Origin of the sequence: Streptomyces telluris (assembly GCF_024519335.1) — a bacterium.
Taxonomy (GTDB): domain Bacteria; phylum Actinomycetota; class Actinomycetes; order Streptomycetales; family Streptomycetaceae; genus Streptomyces; species Streptomyces telluris.
Genome location: NZ_JANIID010000037.1, coordinates 15,671 through 35,556 on the forward strand (window position 1 = coordinate 15,671; position 19,886 = coordinate 35,556).

General features: G+C 74.6%; 14 protein-coding genes. 5 read left to right on the top strand and 9 right to left on the bottom strand.

Annotated features, from left to right (window positions below; translation table 11 throughout):
- Window positions 1–33: 33 nt before the first annotated feature.
- Window positions 34–1,077 carry a DUF2637 domain-containing protein gene (locus tag NQU55_RS30275; RefSeq protein WP_168096674.1) on the bottom strand — a complete coding sequence of 348 codons (1,044 nt, stop codon included), beginning with the start codon at window positions 1,075–1,077 and terminating at the stop codon, window positions 34–36.
- A 198-nt stretch (window positions 1,078–1,275) separates the two neighbouring features.
- Complete coding sequence (locus NQU55_RS30280) at window positions 1,276–2,097, bottom strand: (2Fe-2S)-binding protein (RefSeq protein ID WP_168096675.1); 822 nt, start codon at window positions 2,095–2,097, stop codon at window positions 1,276–1,278.
- A gap of 117 nt (window positions 2,098–2,214) precedes the next feature.
- Between NQU55_RS30280 and NQU55_RS30285 the strand changes: the two genes are divergently transcribed.
- Window positions 2,215–3,057 (top strand): GntR family transcriptional regulator, encoded by an 843-nt coding sequence (locus NQU55_RS30285; RefSeq protein WP_256791528.1) that lies wholly within the window; start codon window positions 2,215–2,217, stop codon window positions 3,055–3,057.
- Window positions 3,058–3,205: 148 nt separating this feature from the next.
- Here the strand turns inward: NQU55_RS30285 and NQU55_RS30290 are convergent, their stop codons facing one another.
- Window positions 3,206–4,009 (bottom strand): hypothetical protein, encoded by an 804-nt coding sequence (locus NQU55_RS30290; RefSeq protein WP_168093780.1) that lies wholly within the window; start codon window positions 4,007–4,009, stop codon window positions 3,206–3,208.
- 350 nt (window positions 4,010–4,359) lie between these two features.
- Here NQU55_RS30290 and NQU55_RS30295 point away from each other — a divergent pair, with 350 nt between their 5' ends.
- Complete coding sequence (locus NQU55_RS30295) at window positions 4,360–6,429, top strand: elongation factor G (protein WP_240976490.1); 2,070 nt, start codon at window positions 4,360–4,362, stop codon at window positions 6,427–6,429.
- 141 nt (window positions 6,430–6,570) lie between these two features.
- Here the strand turns inward: NQU55_RS30295 and NQU55_RS30300 are convergent, their stop codons facing one another.
- The 5 genes from NQU55_RS30300 to NQU55_RS30320 all read right to left on the bottom strand — a co-directional run bounded on the left by NQU55_RS30300 (window position 6,571) and on the right by NQU55_RS30320 (window position 13,234).
- Window positions 6,571–7,740, bottom strand: coding sequence for an XdhC family protein (locus NQU55_RS30300; protein WP_168093777.1), 1,170 nt, complete (start codon window positions 7,738–7,740; stop codon window positions 6,571–6,573).
- A 23-nt stretch (window positions 7,741–7,763) separates the two neighbouring features.
- Window positions 7,764–9,224 carry an NCS2 family permease gene (locus tag NQU55_RS30305; RefSeq protein ID WP_168093776.1) on the bottom strand — a complete coding sequence of 487 codons (1,461 nt, stop codon included), beginning with the start codon at window positions 9,222–9,224 and terminating at the stop codon, window positions 7,764–7,766.
- Between the two features lie 151 nt (window positions 9,225–9,375).
- Window positions 9,376–11,766: a xanthine dehydrogenase subunit D gene (gene pucD, locus NQU55_RS30310; RefSeq protein ID WP_168093775.1), complete on the bottom strand. Its 2,391-nt coding sequence runs from the start codon at window positions 11,764–11,766 to the stop codon at window positions 9,376–9,378.
- Complete coding sequence (locus NQU55_RS30315; protein ID WP_168093774.1) at window positions 11,763–12,356, bottom strand: (2Fe-2S)-binding protein; 594 nt, start codon at window positions 12,354–12,356, stop codon at window positions 11,763–11,765. The genes pucD and NQU55_RS30315 overlap by 4 nt, the downstream gene beginning before the upstream one ends.
- A complete protein-coding gene (locus tag NQU55_RS30320; protein ID WP_168093773.1) occupies window positions 12,347–13,234 on the bottom strand; it encodes an FAD binding domain-containing protein in 888 nt (295 codons plus the stop codon). The genes NQU55_RS30315 and NQU55_RS30320 overlap by 10 nt, the downstream gene beginning before the upstream one ends.
- 296 nt (window positions 13,235–13,530) lie before the next feature.
- On the opposite strand from NQU55_RS30320, the gene NQU55_RS30325 reads away from it, so the two are divergent.
- Together NQU55_RS30325 and NQU55_RS30330 are read left to right on the top strand one after the other, a co-directional pair.
- A complete protein-coding gene (locus tag NQU55_RS30325; protein WP_168093772.1) occupies window positions 13,531–15,219 on the top strand; it encodes a PucR family transcriptional regulator in 1,689 nt (562 codons plus the stop codon).
- A gap of 135 nt (window positions 15,220–15,354) precedes the next feature.
- Window positions 15,355–15,600 (top strand): hypothetical protein, encoded by a 246-nt coding sequence (locus NQU55_RS30330; RefSeq protein WP_168093771.1) that lies wholly within the window; start codon window positions 15,355–15,357, stop codon window positions 15,598–15,600.
- 47 nt (window positions 15,601–15,647) lie between these two features.
- Here NQU55_RS30330 and NQU55_RS30335 read toward each other — a convergent pair whose 3' ends face one another.
- A complete protein-coding gene (locus NQU55_RS30335; protein WP_256791530.1) occupies window positions 15,648–16,646 on the bottom strand; it encodes an endonuclease/exonuclease/phosphatase family protein in 999 nt (332 codons plus the stop codon).
- 475 nt (window positions 16,647–17,121) lie between these two features.
- On the opposite strand from NQU55_RS30335, the gene mgtA reads away from it, so the two are divergent.
- A complete protein-coding gene (mgtA, locus tag NQU55_RS30340; RefSeq protein WP_168093336.1) occupies window positions 17,122–19,872 on the top strand; it encodes a magnesium-translocating P-type ATPase in 2,751 nt (916 codons plus the stop codon).
- The last annotated feature ends 14 nt before the right edge of the window (window positions 19,873–19,886 follow it).

Genomic DNA, 19,886 nt, shown 5'->3' on the forward strand with positions numbered 1-19,886 from the left:
ACCGCCGCTGCGCGGCGACCCAGGGCTCAGGGCTCAGCCGAACTGCCGCTCGATCTGGGCCAGCTTGGCCTCGAGCGAGTCCAGGCGGGGGATCGCCTGGGTGTCGTCCTCCGCGGTGAGGTCGATCGGATCAGGGCGGCCGACCGCCTGCAGCGGACGTGCACGGACGGGAAGCTGTCCCTGGTCGACTATGGAAGGGTCCGACCCGATCTGCGCCGGCTGTGCGGCGGCGGTCACGGCGGGCCCGCCGACCTCGACCTGCCGGCCGCCCCGGACCCGGCCCCACACCCGGTTCTGCCGGTTGTACGCCTTGAGCCGGGCGCGCTCCAGCTTGCCGGCCTCCCTTCTGCGGGCCCTGGCCTGCTCCCGCTGCCGTTTGTCCTCGCGGACCTCCTCCACGGCCTCGTCCAGCGAGCGGACGCCTTCCAGGAGCATCAGGGACCACGCGCCGAAGGTCTCGCGCGGAGCCCGCAGCCAGCGCACTATCCGGATCTGCGGCAACGGCCTGGGCACCAGGCCCTGTTCGCGCAGCGCGGCCCGGCGGGTCTGCTTGAGCGCGCGGTCGAAGAGGACGGCCGCGGACAGCGACATGCCGGCGAAGAACTGCGGTGCACCGGCGTGGTCCAGGCCCCGGGGCGCGTGCACCCAGTTGAACCAGGCGGCCGCGCTGGCGAAGGTCCACACGAGCATGCGCGAGCCGAGCGCGGCGTCACCGTGGCTCGCCTCGCGCACCGCCAGCACCGAGCAGAACATGGCGGCCCCGTCGAGGCCGAAGGGCACCAGGTACTCCCAGCCGCCCGTCAGCCCCAGGTTCTGCCGCCCGAACCCCACGAGGCCGTGGAAGGAGAGGGCGGCGGCCACCGCGGCGCAGCAGAACAGGAGGACGTACGAGGCGCTTCCGTAGATGGCCTCCTTGCGCCGTCTGCGCTCCTCGTTGCGCTCCCAGGAGTCCGCGCCGCCTCCTGCGTCGTCCGCGCCGTGCCGGCCGCGTGCGAGCACCGTCACCGCCACCACGGCCCCGGCGAGCGCCACGACACTGGGGAGCATCCAATTCAGCGGTATATCGGTCACTCTCATCTTGCGTCCCTTGCATAGCTGTACAGCCTTTCGCGCGCCATCCTCGCGGAATCGGCCCGTTCGCCAAGGGGTTTCGCGCCAACTGCCTGCCAATGGAGGGCAACGGCATACGGATAGGTGCGAAGAAATTCGAACGTCATTAAGGGAAGAGGGAATTGCGTTCCCTTCACCTCACCCGATCGAGTGGTGTGAGGCCGGTCAGCTTACGGACAGCCGCTGTACCCGGTCCGTGTCGCACGTACGGGGGCAGGTCGTACAGGCGTCCTCGGGGCGCACGGTGTAAAAGAGGCAGCAACTGACGCGGTCGCGGGTCGGGATCGGCTCTCCCAGGCGGCCGGTAAGCATCCGGAAGGCCGCGCCGCCGGCGTACGGCGGCGTCACCCCCGGCAGCAGCAGGGCCAGTTCGCGGCGCGCCCGTTCCTCCTCGCCGAGCAGCCGGCCCACATACCACAGCGATTCGGCCAGTTCGTCCGTCACCATGCCCCACAGGGCGCGCGGACCGCGCCGCATCCGCGGCTGGAAGCCGACCAGTACGGGGGTGAAATGCGCGGCAATGGAAGCGCGCACTTCCGCGCGCATCGCCTCTTCGCCGGCAACGGTCCGGGCGCCCGGCAGGCCGGCCGCCGGGTCGCCGGGCAAACACGCGAACTCCGCCACCCGGGCCGTCATCCGGCCCCGGGCGCGGTGGAAGGAGACATCCTCGGCGGACAGCCGCGGGACCCTGCGGTGCAGGAACCACGGGACGGTGAAGAGCAGGCAGGCCGACCACGCGTAGCGGTGCAGGCCGACGCTCGCGACGACGTCGGGGCGGCCCCGCGCCCCGTGGTCGCGCCGGATCTGCTCGTCGTCCCACGCGAGGAAGGCGTCCAGCTCGGCGCCGCCCTCCGCGAGCCCCGCGGTGCTCACCCAGCCCTCGCCGGTGCACGGGGGCCCGGCGGTCACGGTCAGGGCGGGGAAGACCTCGGCGAGGCGGGCGTAGGAGTCCGGGAGCGAGGGCGGGGCAGTCGGGGCGGACGTCATGCGGGACCACCGAATCGCGATCGTTCTACGGGTAAGGCTTACCTTACCCCGGTTGATCGGGGTTTGAACTGCAGGAGGCGCCGCCTATGGTTCAGAAAGGACATCAGGAGGACCCCAATGGAGCAGGGAAGATCCCGCACCGCCCCACCGGCCGCGGGGCCGTTCGCCGGCGTGGCGCCGCAGGCCGCGCGCGGCGAGGCCGTTCCCGCAGCCGCTCCCGCCGCCGGCCGTGCCGCCGTCCGCCGCGAGGGGGCCCGCGGCGAGCACGTCCACGCCGAGCAGGACTACCCGGCGTACGGGGACCGGCGCGCCGCTCCCGTGCCCGTTCCCGCCCCCCGGATGCCCCAGCGCCACTCCGTGCGCGGGCAGGTGCTGGACGCCCTGCGCAAGGCCCTCGTCAGCGGCGAGCTGACCCCGGGCGAGGTGTACTCCGGACCGGCGCTCGGCGAGCGCTTCGGCGTGTCGGCGACGCCCGTGCGGGAGGCGATGCAGCAGCTGGCCCTGGAGGGCGCCGTCGAGGTCGTCCCCAACCGCGGCTTCCGCGTCACCTCGCGCACCGCGCGCGACCTGGCCGAGCTCGCCGAGGTGCGCGCCCTGCTGGAGGTGCCGGTGCTGCTGCGGCTGGCCCGTACGGTCCCGGCCGCCCGCTGGGACGGGCTGCGGCCGCTCGCCGAGGCCGCGTGCGTGGCCGCGGCCACCGGCGACCGCGCGCTCTACGCCGAGGCCGACCGCGCCTTCCACCGCGCGCTCCTGGGCCTCGCGGGCAACCGCCAGCTGGTCGCCGTCGCCGACGAGCTCCACCGCCGCGCGCAGTGGCCGACGGCCCACGGCCGGCCGCACCGCGCGGCCGACCTCGTCGCCGACGCGGCCGAACACCACGCCCTGCTGGCGGCGCTGGCCGCGCACGACGTGGAGCGGACCGAGGCGCTGGTGAGGGGGCACTTCGCGGGAGCGGAGTGAACGGAACAGGAGCCGGCGGGGCGCCCGGAGGGCGCCCGGGTGACGGCTCACGGACGGGCGACGGCTCACGGACGGGCGACGGCTTACGCGTCGGCGCCGAGCCCCGCGGCCGGGCGCGGGGGACCTGCGGATCAGTGAGGTGCTGCGGTCAGTCCGGGTTCGCCGCCGCGGCGGTCAGCTGGTCCGCCAGCCAGCCCGGGACGCCGCCGAGCAGGCGGACCAGCCGGGCGGCCTCCTCCCGCAGCCGGGCGGCCTCGCCCGGGTCGTCCAGGACGGCGGCGAGCGAGGCCAGCGCCGGGGCGATGCCCACGAGATAGCCCAGCTCTTCCCGGATGCGAAGCGACTCCGCGAAGCCGTAGCGGGCCTCGGTGAGCCTGCCCTCGTGCTCGGCCATGGCCGCCACGTGCCGCCAGGTGAAGGACAGCAGCAGGCGCTGGCCCTGCGCCGTCGCCCCCGCGTGGGCGCGCTCGAAGGCGGCCGTCGCGTCGGACGGGTTGTCCGACAGGTGCTGGGCGATCAGGCCGCGGCGGAAGTGCAGCAGGGGGCGGTTCGGCGACCCCGGCGCGAGCAGGGCCGCGGCCCTGCCCAGGGCGGAGCGGGCCTCGTCGGCCCGGTCGCGGACGCCCAGCAGGGTGGACGCGTAGGCCAGGTGGCCGCGCTCGCAGGCCGCCGCCCCGCGCTCCTCGTCGTCCGTGGCCAGGGCCTCCGCCGCGCGCAGCGCGTCCTCGGCGGCCCCCCAGCCCTCCTTGGTGAACATGCACCGTTCGATCAGCACCGCCGTCCGCTGCAGGGCCCGCCCGGGCTCGGCGGCCGCGCGCGGTGCGAGCAGGGCCGCCGCGTCGTCCCAGCAGGCGCGTGAGCGCAACCGCCACACGGCCCGCTCCAGTGGATCGTCCCCCCGCGGATCCCCGCCCTGCGGTCCCCGCGGCTCCGGCAACCCCGCATTACGCATGGCGGTGTCCGCCACAGTGCCCTCCCCAAGCGCGCCGTCGAGCTGGAAGCCGTGACCGCATCTCAGCACGAAGACGAGGGCCCGGCCAAGGGTCAGGTGTGAACCAATTCACAAATGCTCTCCCAGCGGTACGTGCACATTACCAAGAGTGAGCGGCCCCTGAGCGCGGTGCCGCTCATATGCGCTCCCGGGAAATTCGCTGGATCACCCCGCCGGGCGGCTGCCAGGATGGCCGCGCGCGCCCTCGAACGCGCGCCGCGGAACCCCACACACCTCGGGAGACACGCCCATGCGCCAGAGCCTCGGTCAACCCCAGCGCCCTGACCGGACGACTCCTTCCGAGGACTTCTTTGCGTACGCACACCCTGCTGTCCGGGCTCTGCCTGCCCGTGCGGCCCGTTCTGAACATCGGCATCCTCGCGCACGTCGACGCGGGTAAGACGAGCCTCACCGAGCGCCTGCTCTTCGACACCGGCGCCATCGACCGGCTCGGCAGCGTCGACGCCGGCAGCACCCGTACCGACAGCGGCGAGCTCGAACGCCGCCGCGGCATCACCATCCGCACCGCCGTCGCGCCCTTCCGCGTCGGGGGCCTGCGCGTCAACCTCGTCGACACCCCCGGCCACAGCGACTTCATCGCCGAGGTCGAGCGCGCCCTCGGCGTCCTCGACGCCGCGGTGCTCGTCCTCTCCGCCGTCGAGGGGGTCCAGGCGCAGACGCGCGTGCTGATGAAGACCCTGCGGCGGCTGCGCCTGCCCACCCTCCTCTTCGTCAACAAGACCGACCGCGCGGGCGCCCGGGAGGCGGAGACGCTCGCCGCCGTCCGCCGCCGGCTGACTCCGCACGTGATCCCCATGGGTACCGTCCGCGGCATCGGCACCCCCGGCGCCCGCACCGTCCCCGGCTCGTACGAGGACGCCGCCTTCCGCGAGGCCGTGGCCGAGGTGCTGGCCGAGCACGACGACGCGCTGCTCGCCGCGCTGGTCGAGGACCGGCCGGTCACGCCCTTCGAACTGCGCGAAGCCCTCGCGCGGCAGACCGCCCAGGGCCTCGTCCACCCCGTCCACTTCGGCTCGGCCGTCTCCGGCGAGGGCGTGGCGGGGCTGATCGACGGCATGGTGCACCACCTCCCGCCCGCGCGCGGCGGCTCCGGCCGCGAGGCCACCGGCACGGTCTTCGCCGTCGACCGCGGGCCCTCCGGCGAGAAGACCGCCTACCTGCGCCTCTTCTCCGGCGCGGTCTCCGAGCGCGACCGCGTCACGCTCCACCGGCAGGAGCCCGGCGGAGGCCGCACGGAGCACACCGGCCGCGTCACGTCCCTCGTGGCGGTCGAGGCCGGGGAACCCGGCACCGCACGGCGCCGCGCCACGGCCGGCGACATCGCCCGGATCAAGGGCCTGGCGGAGGTCAGGGTCGGCGACCGCCTCGGCCCCGCGCGCGAGGGCGCGCAGACGCCGCACTTCGCGCCGCCGGGCCTGGAGGCGGTGGTCAGGCCCGTGCGCCCCGGGGACGCGGCCCGGCTGCACGCCGCCCTCACGGCCCTCGCCGACCAGGACCCGCTGATCGGCACCCGCGCCCTGCCGGCGGGCGGCGGCACCTCCGTGCTGCTCTACGGCGAGGTGCAGAAGGAGATCGTCGCGGCGACGCTCGCCGAGGAGTTCGGCGTCGACGCCGTCTTCGAACCGAGCAGCACCGTCCACCGCGAGCGGGTCACCGGCACGGGCGAGGCGTACGAGGAGATCGGCCGGCACGGCGGGCAGGCCTTCTGGGCGACGGTCGGCCTGCGCGTCGAGCCGGGCGCGCCGGACGCCGGCACCGTCTTCCGCCGCGAGACCGAACTCGGCGCCCTGCCCCTGGCCTTCGACCGCGCGATCGAGGAGACCGTCCACCGCACCCTCGCCCAGGGCCTGTACGGCTGGCCGGTCGCCGGCTGCGTGGTCACGCTGACGCGCTCGGGCTTCGCGGCGCCCGTCAGCACCGCCGCCGACTTCCGCCGGCTGACCCCGCTGGTCCTGATGGCCGCCCTCGCCGAGGCGGGCACACGGGTGTACGAGCCCTGTCACGCCTACGAACTGGAGGCCCCCGCCGACACCCTGAGTGCTGTCACGGGCCTGCTGGCCGGGCTCGGAGCCGCCGTCCACGACACGGCGGTCGGCCCGGAGGTGTGCGTTCTGAAGGGCACGGTCCCGGCCCGCAGCGCCCCCGACGCCGAACGCCGCCTGCCCGCCCTGACCCGCGGCGAGGGCGTCTGGTGGACCCTCCCGGCCGCCGACCGCCCCTGCGAAGGCCGCCCGCCGGTGCGCCCGCGCACGGACGGCAACCCGCTCAACCGGGCCGCGTACCTGCGGCATCTGACGGCGGCGCGGAACGGGGCGCCGTCGGGCGCGTCGGACGGCGCTGCCCCGGCGGACCGGGCGTAGACGGCGCGCGGCGCCGCGGGGCGGCCCTCCCCGCGGCGCCGCGCCGATGGTCCGCCGTCCTGCGGCGCCGTCCGGCCGGCGCGAGGAGACTGTTGCGTCCTGGTCCCGTGCCGCCGGTGGCCAGGGCCCACCGCCCCGGTTTCATGCCACCGACCCCAGCCCCCGCGGCTCGCGGTGGATCGGCGTCCGTGCGCCCGTCAGCGGTGCTCCCGTGCCCCCGTGCCGGAGCGCGACGATCTCCGCCGCGATGGACAGGGCCGTCTCCTCCGGGGTGCGCGCCCCCAGGTCGAGCCCGATCGGCGAGCGCAACCGGTCCAGGGCGGGCTCGGTGACGCCCGCCTCGCGCAGCCGTCCCAGCCGGTCCTCGTGCGTGCGGCGCGAGCCCATCGCGCCGACGTAGGCGACCGGCAGCCGCAGGGCCCGCTCCAGCAGCGGCACGTCGAACTTGGGGTCGTGGGTCAGCACGCACAGGACCGTCCGGGCGTCGAGCGCCCCGGCCGCCTGCTGGGCGTCGAGGTAGCGGTGCGGCCAGTCGACGGCGATCTCGTCCGCCTCGGGGAAGCGCCCCGCCGTCGCGAACACGGGCCGCGCGTCGCACACCGTCACGTGGTAGCCGAGGAACTTGCCGGCCCTGACGAGCGCCGCGGCGAAGTCCACCGCCCCGAAGACGATCATGCGCGGCGGCGGCAGGCACGACTCCACCAGGAGCGTGACCGGGTCCCCGCAGCGCACCCCGGCCGCGCTCTCCAGCCTCACCGTGACCGTCCCCGTCCGGCCGGCGGCCAGCAGCGCGGCGGCCTCCGCGGCGGCCGCGCGGTCCGGCCCGCCGGACTCCGCGAGCGTCCCCGCGTACGTGCCGTCCGCCCGTACGAGCAGGGCGCGGCTCAGCAGCCCGGCCGGGCCCGCGATCACCCGGGCGAGCGCCACCGGCCCGCCCGCCGCGGCCGCTGCCAGCGCCTCGGCCAGCACGGCGCGCCCGCGGGCGTCCGGCAGGACCGGGACGACCAGGACGTCAAGGACGCCGCCGCAGGTCAGGCCCGTGGCGAAGGCGTCCTCGCCCGGATGGTCGCCCGGTTGGCCGAATCGTTCCCGCACGCTCTCGCCGCTCTCCAGCGCGGCGCGGCACAGCTCGTACACCGCGCCCTCCACGCACCCGCCCGAGACCGAACCGACCACCGTGCCCCCGGCGTCGACGGCGAGGGCCGCGCCCGGCTGCCGGGGCGCGCTGCCCTCCACGGCGACCACCGTGGCGACGGCGAACGCGCGCCCTTCCCCGCACCAGCGGTGCAGTTCCCCGGCGATGTCCAGCATGACCAGCCCTCTCCCTACGTGACTTACTTGACGCCCAGCCAGCTCTCGATCGGGTGCAGGGCGAAGTACCCCGTGAACACGGCCGTCAGCAGCCACATGAAGACGCCCGGCTCGCGCCACCTGCCCTGAGCGGCCTTGATCGCCGTGTAGGCGATGACGCCGGCGCCGACACCCGCGGTGATGGAGTACGTGAACGGCATGAGCACCACCGTCAGGAAGGCCGGTACGGCGATCGCCCGGTCGCTCCAGTCGACGTGCCGGGCGTTGCTCATCATCATCGCTCCGATGACGACGAGCGCGGCGGCGGCGACCTCGCCGGGCACGATGCGCGTCAACGGGGTGAAGAACAGGCAGGCGGTGAAGAGCAGCCCGGTCACGACGGACGACAGGCCCGTCCGGGCGCCTTCGCCGACACCGGTCGCCGACTCGATGAAGACGGTCTGCCCCGAGGCCCCCGCGACCCCGCCGATCGCGCCGCCCGCGCCGTCGATGAACAGCGCCCTGCTCAAGCCCGGCAGGCGGCCGCGCTCGTCGGTCAGCCGGGCCTCGGTGGCGACGCCGATGATCGTGGCCATGGCGTCGAAGAAACCGGCCAGGACGAGCGTGAAGACGATCATTCCGACGCTCACGACGCCCAGCGACCCCCAGCCGCCGAACTCCACGTGCCCGAAGAGGGAGAAGTCCGGCACGGACACGGCACCGCCCTTGAGTTCGGGCGCGCCGCTCCGCCAGGCGGCGGCCCCCGGGGCGGCCGCGGCGTTGACGACGACGGCCAGCACCGTGCCGACGACGATGCCGATCAGGATCGCGCCGGGGACGTCGCGGGCCTGCAGCATCAGGACGGCCAGCAGGGTGACGCAGAAGACCAGCACGGGCCAGCCGGCCAGCTCGCCCGCGGGGCCGAGCGTCACCGGCCCGCCGCCCTTGGAGGCGTGCACGAAACCGGCCTTGACCAGCCCGATCAGGGCGATGAACATGCCGATGCCCATGGTGATGGCGTGCTTGAGGGCGAGCGGTATCGCGTTCATGATCAGCTCGCGCAGGCCGGTGACGGCCAGCAGCACGATCACCGCGCCGTACAGCACGCACATCCCCATGGCCTGCGGCCACGTCATGTGGGGCGCCACCTGGGTGGAGAGCACCCCCGAGACGCCCAGCCCGGCGGCCAGGGCGAGCGGGACCCGGCCGACGAGGCCCATGAGGAGGGTGCAGACCGCCGCGGCGAGCGCGGTGGCCGTGATCAGGCCGGCGTGGCCGAGCCGGTCCCCGGCGGCGTCCGGGCCGGACAGGATCAGGGGGTTGAGCAGGAGGATGTAGGACATCGCCATGAAGGTGGTGACGCCGCCGCGCACCTCCCGTCCGACGGTGGATCCGCGTGCGCCGATGCGGAAGTAGCGGTCGAGCCGCGAGGTGCCGGCGGCGCGGCGCGGGCCCGTGCCCGCGTCCTGCGCCGTGCCTCTCGGCTCCACGGATGGCTGGGTCATGAGTGCCTGCTCCCATGGTCCGGGCGGGTGGTTCGGCTGCACGACCCGGGGGACGGCCCGAGACGAAGGACGGCACGTCACCGGCCGCTGGGGGGCGCGCGGCCGGCGGTGCCCTGCGAGGGGCTTGCGGATCGCGGATTACGGCGGGGGCTCAGGTGCCGGTGAGGTGCTCGGGCCGCACCGGCACCCGCTTGAGCGCGAGCCCGGTCGCCGCCCGGATCGCCGCGACGACGGCCGGGGTGGCGGACAGCGTGGGCGCCTCGCCGGCGCCGCGCAGCCCGTACGGGGCGTGCTCGTCGGCGAGTTCGAGAACGTCCACGGGGATGGCGGGGGTGTCGAGGATCGTGGGGATCAGGTAGTCGGTGAAGGACGGGTTGCGCACCCGCCCGTCCGCGGCGACGACGATCTCCTCCATGACCGCGAGGCCCAGCCCCTGGACGGTGCCGCCCTGTATCTGGCCGGTGACCGCCAGCGGGTTGACCGCCTTGCCGACGTCCTGCGCGCAGGCCAGCTCCACGACCTTGACCAGCCCGAGCTCGGTGTCGACGTCGACGACGGCCCGGTGGGCCGCGAAGGAGTACTGGACGTGGCCGTCACCCTGCCCGGTGCGCAGGTCGAAGGGCTCGGTGGGCCGGTGCCGCCACTCGCTCTCGACGTCGATCACCTCGTCCTCCAGGACGTCGGCGAGGGAGGCGAGGACCTCGCCCGCGCCGGTGGCGACCTTGCCTCCTTCCAGGACGAGTTCGGCGCGCTCCCAGGCCGGGTGCTGGGCGCCGAACCGGGCGCGGCCGAGGGCGAGGACCCGCTCGCGCACCTCCTGGCAGACGTGCCGGACGGCGCCGCCGGTGACATAGGTCTGGCGGGAGGCGGAGGTGGAGCCGGCCGAGCCCACGCGGGTGTCGGCGGGCTGCAGGACGACCCGGGTGACGCCGAGTTCGGTGCGGGCGATCTGGGCGTGGACGGTCACCCCGCCCTGGCCGACCTCGGCCATCGCGGTGTGCACCGTGGCCACCGGCTGCCCGGCGACGGCTTCGAGCCGCACGCGGGCCGTCGAGTAGTCGTCGAAGCCCTCCGAGAAGCCGACGTTCTTTATCCCCACCGCGTAGCCGACGCCGCGGACCACGCCCTCGCCGTGGGTGGTGTTGGACAGCCCGCCCGGCAGGGCGCGGACGTCGGGCGCTCCCCCGGCGGTCTCCCACGGCCGCTCGGGCGGCAGCGGCCGGGCCTTGACGCGGCGCAGCAGTTCGGCGACGGGCGCGGGGGCGTCCACGACCTGCCCGGTCGGCATCACGGCGCCCTGTTCCATGGCGTTGCGCTGCCGGAACTCCACCGGGTCCAGGCCCAGCCGTCCGGCCAGCCGGTCCATCTGGGCCTCGTAGGCGAAGCAGGCCTGGACGGCGCCGAAGCCGCGCATCGCCCCGCAGGGAGGGTTGTTGGTGTAGAGGGCGAGGGCCTCGACGTCGACGGCGCCGACGACGTACGGGCCGACGGCCAGGGACGCGGCGTTGCCGACGACGGCGGGGGAGGAGGAGGCGTAGGCGCCGCCGTCGAGGACGATGCGCGCCCTCACGTACAGCAGCCGCCCGTCGCGGCTCGCGCCGTGCTCGTAGTGGAGCCGGGCGGGGTGGCGGTGCACGTGGCCGAAGAAGGACTCGAAGCGGTTGTAGACCATCTTCACGGGCCGGCCGGTGCGCAGCGCGAGCAGGCACGCGTGGGCCTGCATGGACAGGTCCTCGCGCCCGCCGAAGGCGCCGCCGACGCCCGAGAGGGTCATGCGGACCTTGTCCTCGGGGAGGCCGAGGACCGGGGCGATCTGGCGCAGGTCGGCGTGGAGCCACTGGGTGGCGATGTAGAGGTCGACGCCGCCGTCCGCGGCGGGCACGGCGAGCCCGGACTCCGGGCCGAGGAACGCCTGGTCCTGCATGCCGACCTCGTAGTCGCCGGTGACGACGACGTCGGCGCGGGCCCGGGCGGCGGCGACGTCGCCACGGACGACGGGCTGGCGGTGGACGACGTTCGGGTGGGGGACGTGGGCGGCGTGGTGGTCGTCGCGGGCGGGGTGCAGCAGGGGCGCGCCGGGGGCGGTGGCGCTCTCCTCGTCGCTGACGACGGGGAGTTCCTCGTAGGCGACGCGGATCCGGGCGGCGGCGCGGCGGGCCGTCTCGGGGTGGTCGGCGGCGACGAGGGCGACGGGCTCGCCGTGGTAGCGGACGACGCCGTCGGCGAGGACGGGCGTGTCCTGGATCTCCAGCCCGTAGCGGGTCGCGGCGGGCAGGTCGGCGTGGGTCAGGACCGCGTACACGCCCGGGGTGGCGAGCGCCCCGGCGACGTCGGCGGAGAGGATCCTGGCGTGGGCGTGGGGGCTGCGGAGGGTGAACCCCCACAGCATGTCCTCGTGCCACAGGTCGGAGGCGTAGGCGAACTCGCCGGTGACCTTGAGCGTGCCGTCGGGGCGCGGGGCGGACTCGCCGACGCCCCCGTGGGCGTGGGTGCCGGCGCGGGTGGCCGGGCCGAGGCCGGCGGGGGTGTGCGCGGTGCTCATCGCGGGCCCGCCTCTCCGGCGCGGGCGGCCGCGAGGCGGACCGCGTCGAGGATCGTCTCGTAGCCGGTACACCGGCACAGGTTGCCCGACAGGGCCTCGCGGATGTCCGCGTCGGAGGGCTCGGGGTTGCGCTCGATGAGCTCGTCGGCGGCGACGAGCAGGCCGGGGGTGCAGAAGCCGCACTGGACGGCGCCGGCATCGACGAAGGCCTGCTGGACGGGGGAGAGCGCCACGGCGCCCGTGCCGGCGTCCGGCGCCGCCGTCCAGCGCAGGGCCTCGTCCGGGCTCGTCCCGGCCGGTTCAGCCGGTTCAGTCGGCGCGGCGGTGCCCGCGGCGCGCCGCCGGGCGTGCTCGGCCAGGCCCTCGACGGTGACGACGTCCCGCCCCTCGGCCTGGCCCGCCGCCACCAGGCAGGCGCACACCGGCAGCCCGTCCAGCCGGACCGTGCACGAGCCGCACTCGCCCTGCTCGCAGGCGTTCTTCGAGCCCGGCAGCCCGAGCCGCTCCCGCAGGACGTAGAGCAGGCTCTCGCCCTCCCACACGTCGTCGGCCTGCTGCGGCCGGCCGTTGACCGTGAAGTTCACGCGCACCGGCGCTCCCTCCCCCCGCCGCGGTAGGCGTCCCACGTCCAGCCGAGCGTGCGGCGCGCCATCACGGCGACCGCGTGCCGGCGGTAGCGGGCGCTGCCGCGCACGTCGTCGATCGGGTTGCACGCCCCGGCGGCGAGCTCGGCGAACCGGCGGGCGGCCGAGGGCGGCACGGGCCGCCCGGACTCCCAGCAGCCGCCCTCCTCCAGGGCCGCGGCGAGGAAGTCCTCCGCGGCGCGGGCCCGCACCGGCGTGGGGGCCGCGGAGCCGATGCCGGTGCGCACCGTGCGGCTGCGCGGGTGCAGGGCGAGGGAGAACGCACACACGGCGATGACCATGGCGTTGCGGGTGCCGACCTTGGAGAACTGCTGCGGCCCGTCGGCGCGCGCGATGCGCACGGCCCGGATCAGCTCGTCCGGGGCGAGGGCGTTGCGCTTGACGCCGGTGTAGAACTCCTCGGCGGGGATCAGCCGGGTGCCGCGCACGGACTCCGCCTCCACCCGCGCGCCCGCCGCCAGCAGGGGCGGGTGGGAGTCCCCGGCGGGGGAGGCGGCGCCGAGGTTGCCGCCGACGCTGCCCCGGTTGCGGATCTGCGGCGAGCCGACGGTGTGCGCCGCGAGCGCCAGGCCGGGCAGCTCGGCCCGCAGCTCCTCCATGATCCGTGCGTACGGGACGGAGGCGCCCAGCCGGACCTCGTCCTCCCCGGTCTCCCATTCGTACAAATCGCCGATGCGGGTCAGGTCCAGCAGGTGGTCCGGCCGGCGCTGATCGAAGTTGATCTCGACCATCACGTCCGTGCCGCCCGCGATGGGCACGGCCTCCGGGTGCTCGGCCTTGGCGGCCAGAGCCTCCTCCCAGCTGCCGGGGCGCAGGAACTCCATGGGGCTTCTCTTCTCGATCGGTCTCACAGGGTCGTCCGAGGGATGTGCCGGGGTGTGCCGGGGGCGTGCCGGGTGGTCCGGCGGGGGGATTCCGCGTGGCGGCCCGCCGCCCTCCGCGGCCGTGCCGCACGCTGTGGGCCCAGTACACAGAGCGCCCGGCGGGACGGTGCAGTCACCGAAAACATGAAGCGGTTGGCTGGCCAGAGCGCCCATCTTGTAGATTCGAACGAAAGACGGGGTTGGGAAACCTCACTGCATTCCACTGGTAACAACAAGACAGATCGGCGGCGACCACGATGCGGCTGCGCGCACTCCTGGAGACCGAAGCGCTGGGCCTCCGACTGCTCGGCGGTGAGGACGAGCTCGACCGCACGGTGCGCGGCGTGATGACGACCGACCTGCGCGACCCGAGCCGCTACCTCTCCGGCGGCGAACTGGTCCTCACCGGCCTCGCCTGGCGGCGGGAGCCGGAGGACTCCGAGCGGTTCGTGCGGATCCTCACGGGCGCGGGCGTGGCGGGGCTCGCGGCGGGCGAGGCCGAGATGGCCTCCATCCCGGACGACCTGATCCGGGCCTGCGCCCGCCACCGCCTGCCGCTGTTCTCGGTGAACGAGAACGTCTCCTTCGCGTCCATCACCGAGCACGTCGTCCGGCAGGTGTCGAGCGAGCGCGCCGGGGACCTGGCGGCCGTCGTCGACCGGCACCGCCGGCTGATGACGTCGGGCCCGGCGGGCGGCGGCCCCGAGGTCGTCCTCGACCTGCTCGGCTCCGACCTCGACCTGCGGGCGTGGGTGCTCTCGCCGACCGGGCGCCCCATCGCGGGCTCCTCGCTGGCGGGCGCCGGGCCCGAGCTGCCCGCCGCGGTCAGCGCGACCCTGGCCGGCGAGCACCTGGCCGCCTCGCGCACGGGACGGCGCGGCCCGCACCGGGTGACCGTCGCCGGCGACACGTACTCGCTCTTCCCCATCAGCCACAGCAGCCGCGCCCTGGCGGCCCGCGACGTGCGCGAGACGGTCCTGTCGGACTGGCTGCTGGCCGTCGAGGCCGACGCCGGGGACTGGTCGCCGGAGCGGCTCGACCTGCTCGACGGCGTCACCCAGCTGATCGCGGTGGAACGGGACCGGCGCGACGCCGCCCGCACCGTGCGCCGCCGGCTCGCCCAGGAGGTCCTCGAACTCGTCCAGGCCGGGGCGGCCCCCGCCGAGATCGCCGCCCGCCTGCGCGTCGCCGCGCCCGTCCTGCTGCCCGGCCTCGGCACGGCGCCGCACTGGCAGGTCGTGGTGGCCCGCGTCGAGTGGGAGGACGGCGAGATCCCGGGCGGTCCCGTCGCCCAGGCCCTGCTGGAGGAGATGCTCGTCGCCCCGGAGGCGGCCGGGCCCGAGCCGTCCGACCGCATCGCCGTCGCCCACATGGGCGACGAGGCCGTGGCGCTGGTGCCGCTGCCCGCCGTGCCGGGCGGCGCCGAGGGCGGCGAGGAGGGCCGCATCCCCGGCCTGCACGCGGACCGGATCCTCGCGGCCGTCCGCGAGCCGCTCTCCCGCGGGCTCGACGACGACGGCCGCCTCACGCTGGGCGTCAGCGCCGCCGTCCACTCCGCGGAGGGCCTGCGCGGGGCGCTGGAGGAGGCCCGCCACGCCCGCCGGGTCGCCGCCGCGCGCCCGGGCCGGGTGTGCGCGGCGGGCCACCAGGAGCTGGCCTCGCACGTCCTGCTGCTGCCCTTCGTCCCCGACGACGTCCGCCGCGCCTTCACGGCCCGGCTCCTGGACCCGCTGCGCGACTACGACCGCCGGCACCGCGCCGAGCTCATCCCGACGCTGGAGGCGTTCCTCGACTGCGACGGCTCCTGGACCCGGTGCGCGACGCGGCTGCATCTGCATGTCAACACCCTGCGCTACCGGGTGGGCAGGATCGAGCAACTGACGGGCCGGGACCTGTCGCGCCTGGAGGACAAGCTGGACTTCTTCCTGGCGCTGCGGATGAGCTGAGCGCGGCCCGGCGGCTCCCGGGCCGCGGCTGCCGGCGTGCCGGACGTACGACGAAAGGCGGGGGCCGTACGCAGAAAGGAGGAGTCGTGCCCAAGTGGGGTACGGCTCCTGCGGCAGGCGCGCATCATCACGGATATGAGTGAGCCTGAAGAGGCGTGCCCCGGCCCCCACGCCTTCTGCAAGGGGTGCAGGGGGAGCGGCGACTACCACGCGGCCGTCCTCTACCTGACCCAGCCCGGCCAGGGCGGCCACATGACGGGGGCTCACCTCTGCCCGTACTGCACGGGGCGCGGCTTCTTCTGCAAGCACCACCCCCCGTGCGGCGGGCTGCACGACGACGACACGCCCGTCATCGGCCCGGACGTCCTGCCGCCCGTGTGACGTCCGGGGCGACCGGGACGTCCGGGGCCGTCCGGGGAGGGCCGCCCTCACCCGTGCAGCGTCGCGTCCACCACCAGCGCCCGGTGATCGGTGCCCGGCAGGTCCAGGAAGCGGGCCCGGTCGGGCTGCAGGGCGGGGCTGAGGAGGACGTGGTCGATCTGGGCGCCCAGCGGGGGCGCCGTCAGCGACGGCCAGGTGGGCGTCCGGGAGCGGCCCACCACGGCCGCGCTGTCGCGCATCCCCGTGTCCAGGACGGAGCGGAAGGCCGCGTGGTCCTGCGAGGCGTTGAAGTCCCCCGCGATGACGGTCGGACCGCTGCCGCGGCCCGCGGCCATGGCGCGGACGCGGCCCAGCTCCGTCCGCCACAGCTCCAGCCCGCCCGCCACCGGCGGCATCGGGTGCACCACCTGGAACAGCAGCTGCGCCCCCGGCAGCCGCACCAGCGCCCGCGGCATCGCCAGTGTGCCCGGCACTGCGCCGTCCGGCCGCAGCGGGAACCTGCTCAGCAGCGCCGACCCCTGCGCCCGCCCGCCCCCGACGATCACCCGGTACGGGAACGCGGCCCGCACCTGCGCGCCCTCCAGGGCCGGTGCGCACTCCTCCGGCGCGCACTCCTGCACCGAGACCAGGTCCGGCTTCTCGCGCCGCAGGGCCTCCAGCAGGGCCGGGGTCGCCCCGCCGAACTCCAGATTGGCCGTCAGGATGCGCAGCCGGGCCACCACCGGGCCGGAGACGGGCGCGCGGCCGGCCGCGTACGGGGGCAGGAAGAACAGCGTGCCGAGGACCGCGGTCAGCGCCCACGCGCAGCCCGCGAGCCACCGGGTGCCCGCCGAGAGGACCAGCGCCGTCGCGGCCGGAGCGAGCAACCACGGCAGGAACGCCAGCAGTTGGGGCATCGGCGTGACGCCGTCCACGTCGCAGGCGCGGCACAGCAGCGGCCCGCTCACCAGCAGCAGGAGCAAGCCCGCGCCCCAGCGGGCGGCCTTGTGCCGGACGAGGGGCGGCGGCGCCTGGTCCGCCACGGGCACCGGGCCGGCCTCCTCCATGGTTTTGACCCTTGTATTACCTACTGATTGCGGACGGCTTGACGTCATATGGCAAGCTAGACGCTGAAGGTGCCGCTCCGGCCGCATTTGGCGTGCATTTCGCGCGGTGCCTGCATTGTTCGTACGAGCGAGGAGGTGATCGGGATGACCAGTCGGAGTCCCGAGGGAAGTCCTCGCTCCAGTGCGGTTTCTGCTCGCGCAGCGCTCTGATCCACTGAGTTGACGTACGGGGTCGTGTACCCCGGGCGCCGGTGCGCGCACTTCCTTTATCAGACCCTTATCGGGTATCAGGCCCTTATCGGGCCATGTCTTCGGTCGCCCGTACGGCTTTCTCCTGCCTTTCGGTAGCCGTAGCGACTCCATAGCACCACCGACTTTTCCGTGCCCACGGCCCGGCCGCACCGCCATGCCGCCATGAGGCCATGCCGCCATGCGTTCGTGCGCTGCGCCGTCGTGCCCGGAGAGAGGTTCCGCCATGACCAACACCACCCTCACGCCCGGCAAGCTCGCCCCGCCGGGCCGCACCCGCCGCGAGCGCAAGGCCGCCGAGCTGGAGGCCCGCACCCGCGCCGCCGGCGACCGGCTGGCCCGGATCAGCGGCTGGCCCGCCGCGCAGGTCCTGCAGGACACCCGCGCCACGCCCCACGGCCTGCGCCGGGACGACGCCGAACTGCGGCTCGACCGCGACGGTGCGAACGTCGTCGCGCACGACACCGGCCCCCGCTGGTACGCGCAGCTCGCGAAGGCCTTCTGGAACCCCTTCATCATGATCCTGGCCGTCCTGCTGGTGATCATGTACGTGCAGTGGCTGCAGGTCTCCGACGAGGAGCCCTTCGACCCCAAGATCCCCATCATCGGAGCGATGGTGCTGGTCAGCGGCCTGCTGCGGTTCTGGCAGGAGCACCGCTCGGCGGGCGCCGCGGCCGCCCTGCGCGCCCTGGTCACCACGACCACCGCCGTCCAGCGCCGCGCCGACCGCACAGCGGCGCCGGTCACCGCCGAGATCCCCATGGACCAGGTCGTCGTCGGCGACGTCGTCCACCTCGCCGCGGGCGACCTCGTCCCGGCGGACCTGCGCCTGCTCACCGCCAAGGACCTGATGGTCGGTCAAGCCGCGCTGTCGGGCGAGTCGCTGCCGGTCGCGAAGGCCGATACCCGCACCCACGACTACGGCCAGTCGACGACCACCGACCCCGTAGAGGCCGACAACCTCTGCCTCATGGGCACCTCGGTGACCTCCGGCACCGCCACCGGCGTCGTCGTGGCCACCGGCGCGGACACCTACTTCGGGTCGATGGCCGGCTCGCTCGTCGGCGAGCGCCCCGAGACCACCTTCGACGCCGGCGTGAAGAAGGTCAGCTTCCTGCTGATCCGGTTCATGCTCGTCATGGTGCCGCTCGTGTTCGCCGTCAACGGCTTCACCAAGGGCGACTGGAACGAGGCGTTCATGTTCGCCGTCGCCGTGGCCGTCGGGCTCACGCCCGAGATGCTGCCGATGGTCGTCACCACCAACCTCGCGCGCGGCGCCGTCGCCATGTCCAAGCGCAAGGTCGTCGTCAAGCGCCTGAACGCCATCCAGAACCTGGGCGCCATGGACGTGCTGTGCACCGACAAGACCGGCACGCTCACCGAGGACCGCATCGTCCTCGACCGCTACCTCGACGCGCACGGCCGGGAGGACGCCGAGGTCCTCGAATACGCCTACCTCAACAGCCACTTCCAGACCGGGCTGCGCAACCTCATGGACCAGGCGGTCATCGACCGCGTGCTCGAGGCCGAGGAGGTTGTCGTCGACGCCCGCTTCACCAAGGTCGACGAGATCCCCTTCGACTTCGCCCGCCGCCGCATGTCGGTGGTCCTCAGGCGCAACGACCTGGACGGGCCCGCGGCCGGCGGGCCCGCGGCCGGCGAACACCGCATCATCACCAAGGGCGCCGTCGAGGAAGTCCTCGCGCTGTGCACCCACATGGCCGAGGACGGCCGCCGCACCGAGCTCGACGCCGGGCTGCGCCGCCGCGTCACCCGCACCGCCGAGGACCACAACCGGCAGGGGCTGCGCGTGCTGGCGGTCGCCACGCGCACGCTGCCCGCCGAGCGGGAGACCTACGGCGTCGCGGACGAGGACGGGCTGACCCTCGTCGGCTTCCTGGCCTTCCTCGACCCGCCGAAGGCGGACGCCGCTGCGGCCCTGCAGGCCCTCGCCGGGAAGGGCGTCGCCGTCAAGGTCGTCACCGGCGACAACGAGCTCGTCGCCGCGCGCGTCTGCGCCGACGTCGGCATCGACGTCGGGGCCGTCGTGACCGGGGCCGTCGTGGACACCCTGGACGAGGCGGAGCTGCGCGCCCTGGTCCGCGCCACCACGGTCTTCGCCAAGACCAACCCGGTGCAGAAGGCCCGCATCGTCCGGGCGCTGCAGGCCGAGGGGCACACCGTGGGCTTCCTGGGCGACGGCATCAACGACGCCGCGGCGCTGCGCGACGCCGACGTCGGCATCTCCGTCGACACGGCCGTCGACATCGCCAAGGAGTCGGCCGACATCATCCTGCTGGAGAAGGACCTCACGGTCCTGGAGCGGGGCGTCGAGCAGGGCCGCACCACCTTCGGCAACACCATCAAGTACATCAAGATGACGGCGAGCTCGAACTTCGGGAACGTCTTCTCGGTCCTGGTCGCCAGCGCCTTCATCCCCTTCCAGCCGATGCTCGCGATCCACCTGCTGGTGCAGAACCTCGCCTACGACGTCTCGCAGCTCGCCACGCCCTGGGACCGCATGGACCCGGAGTACCTGCGCGAGCCGCGCACGTGGGACGCCAAGGGCATCGCCCGGTTCATGCTCTGCATCGGCCCGATCAGCTCCGTCTTCGACATCACCACCTTCCTGGTGCTGTGGCACGTCTTCGGGGCGGACAGCGAGGCGGGCCAGACGCTGTTCCAGTCCGGGTGGTTCGTCGAGGGCCTGCTGTCCCAGACCCTCGTCGTCCACATGATCCGCACCCGCAAGGTGCCCTTCACCGGGTCCCGGGCCTCGGTCCCGGTGATGGTGATGACCGCCGTGGTGATGGCGTTCGGCCTCTTCCTGCCGTTCTCGCCGCTGGCCCCGGCGCTCTCGATGGAGCCGCTGCCGATGGGCTACTTCCCGTGGCTGATCGCGATCCTGCTCGCGTACTGCGCCCTGACCCAGGCGGTCAAGACCTGGTACGTCCGGCGATTCAACACCTGGCTGTGACCGGCCGATAGAGA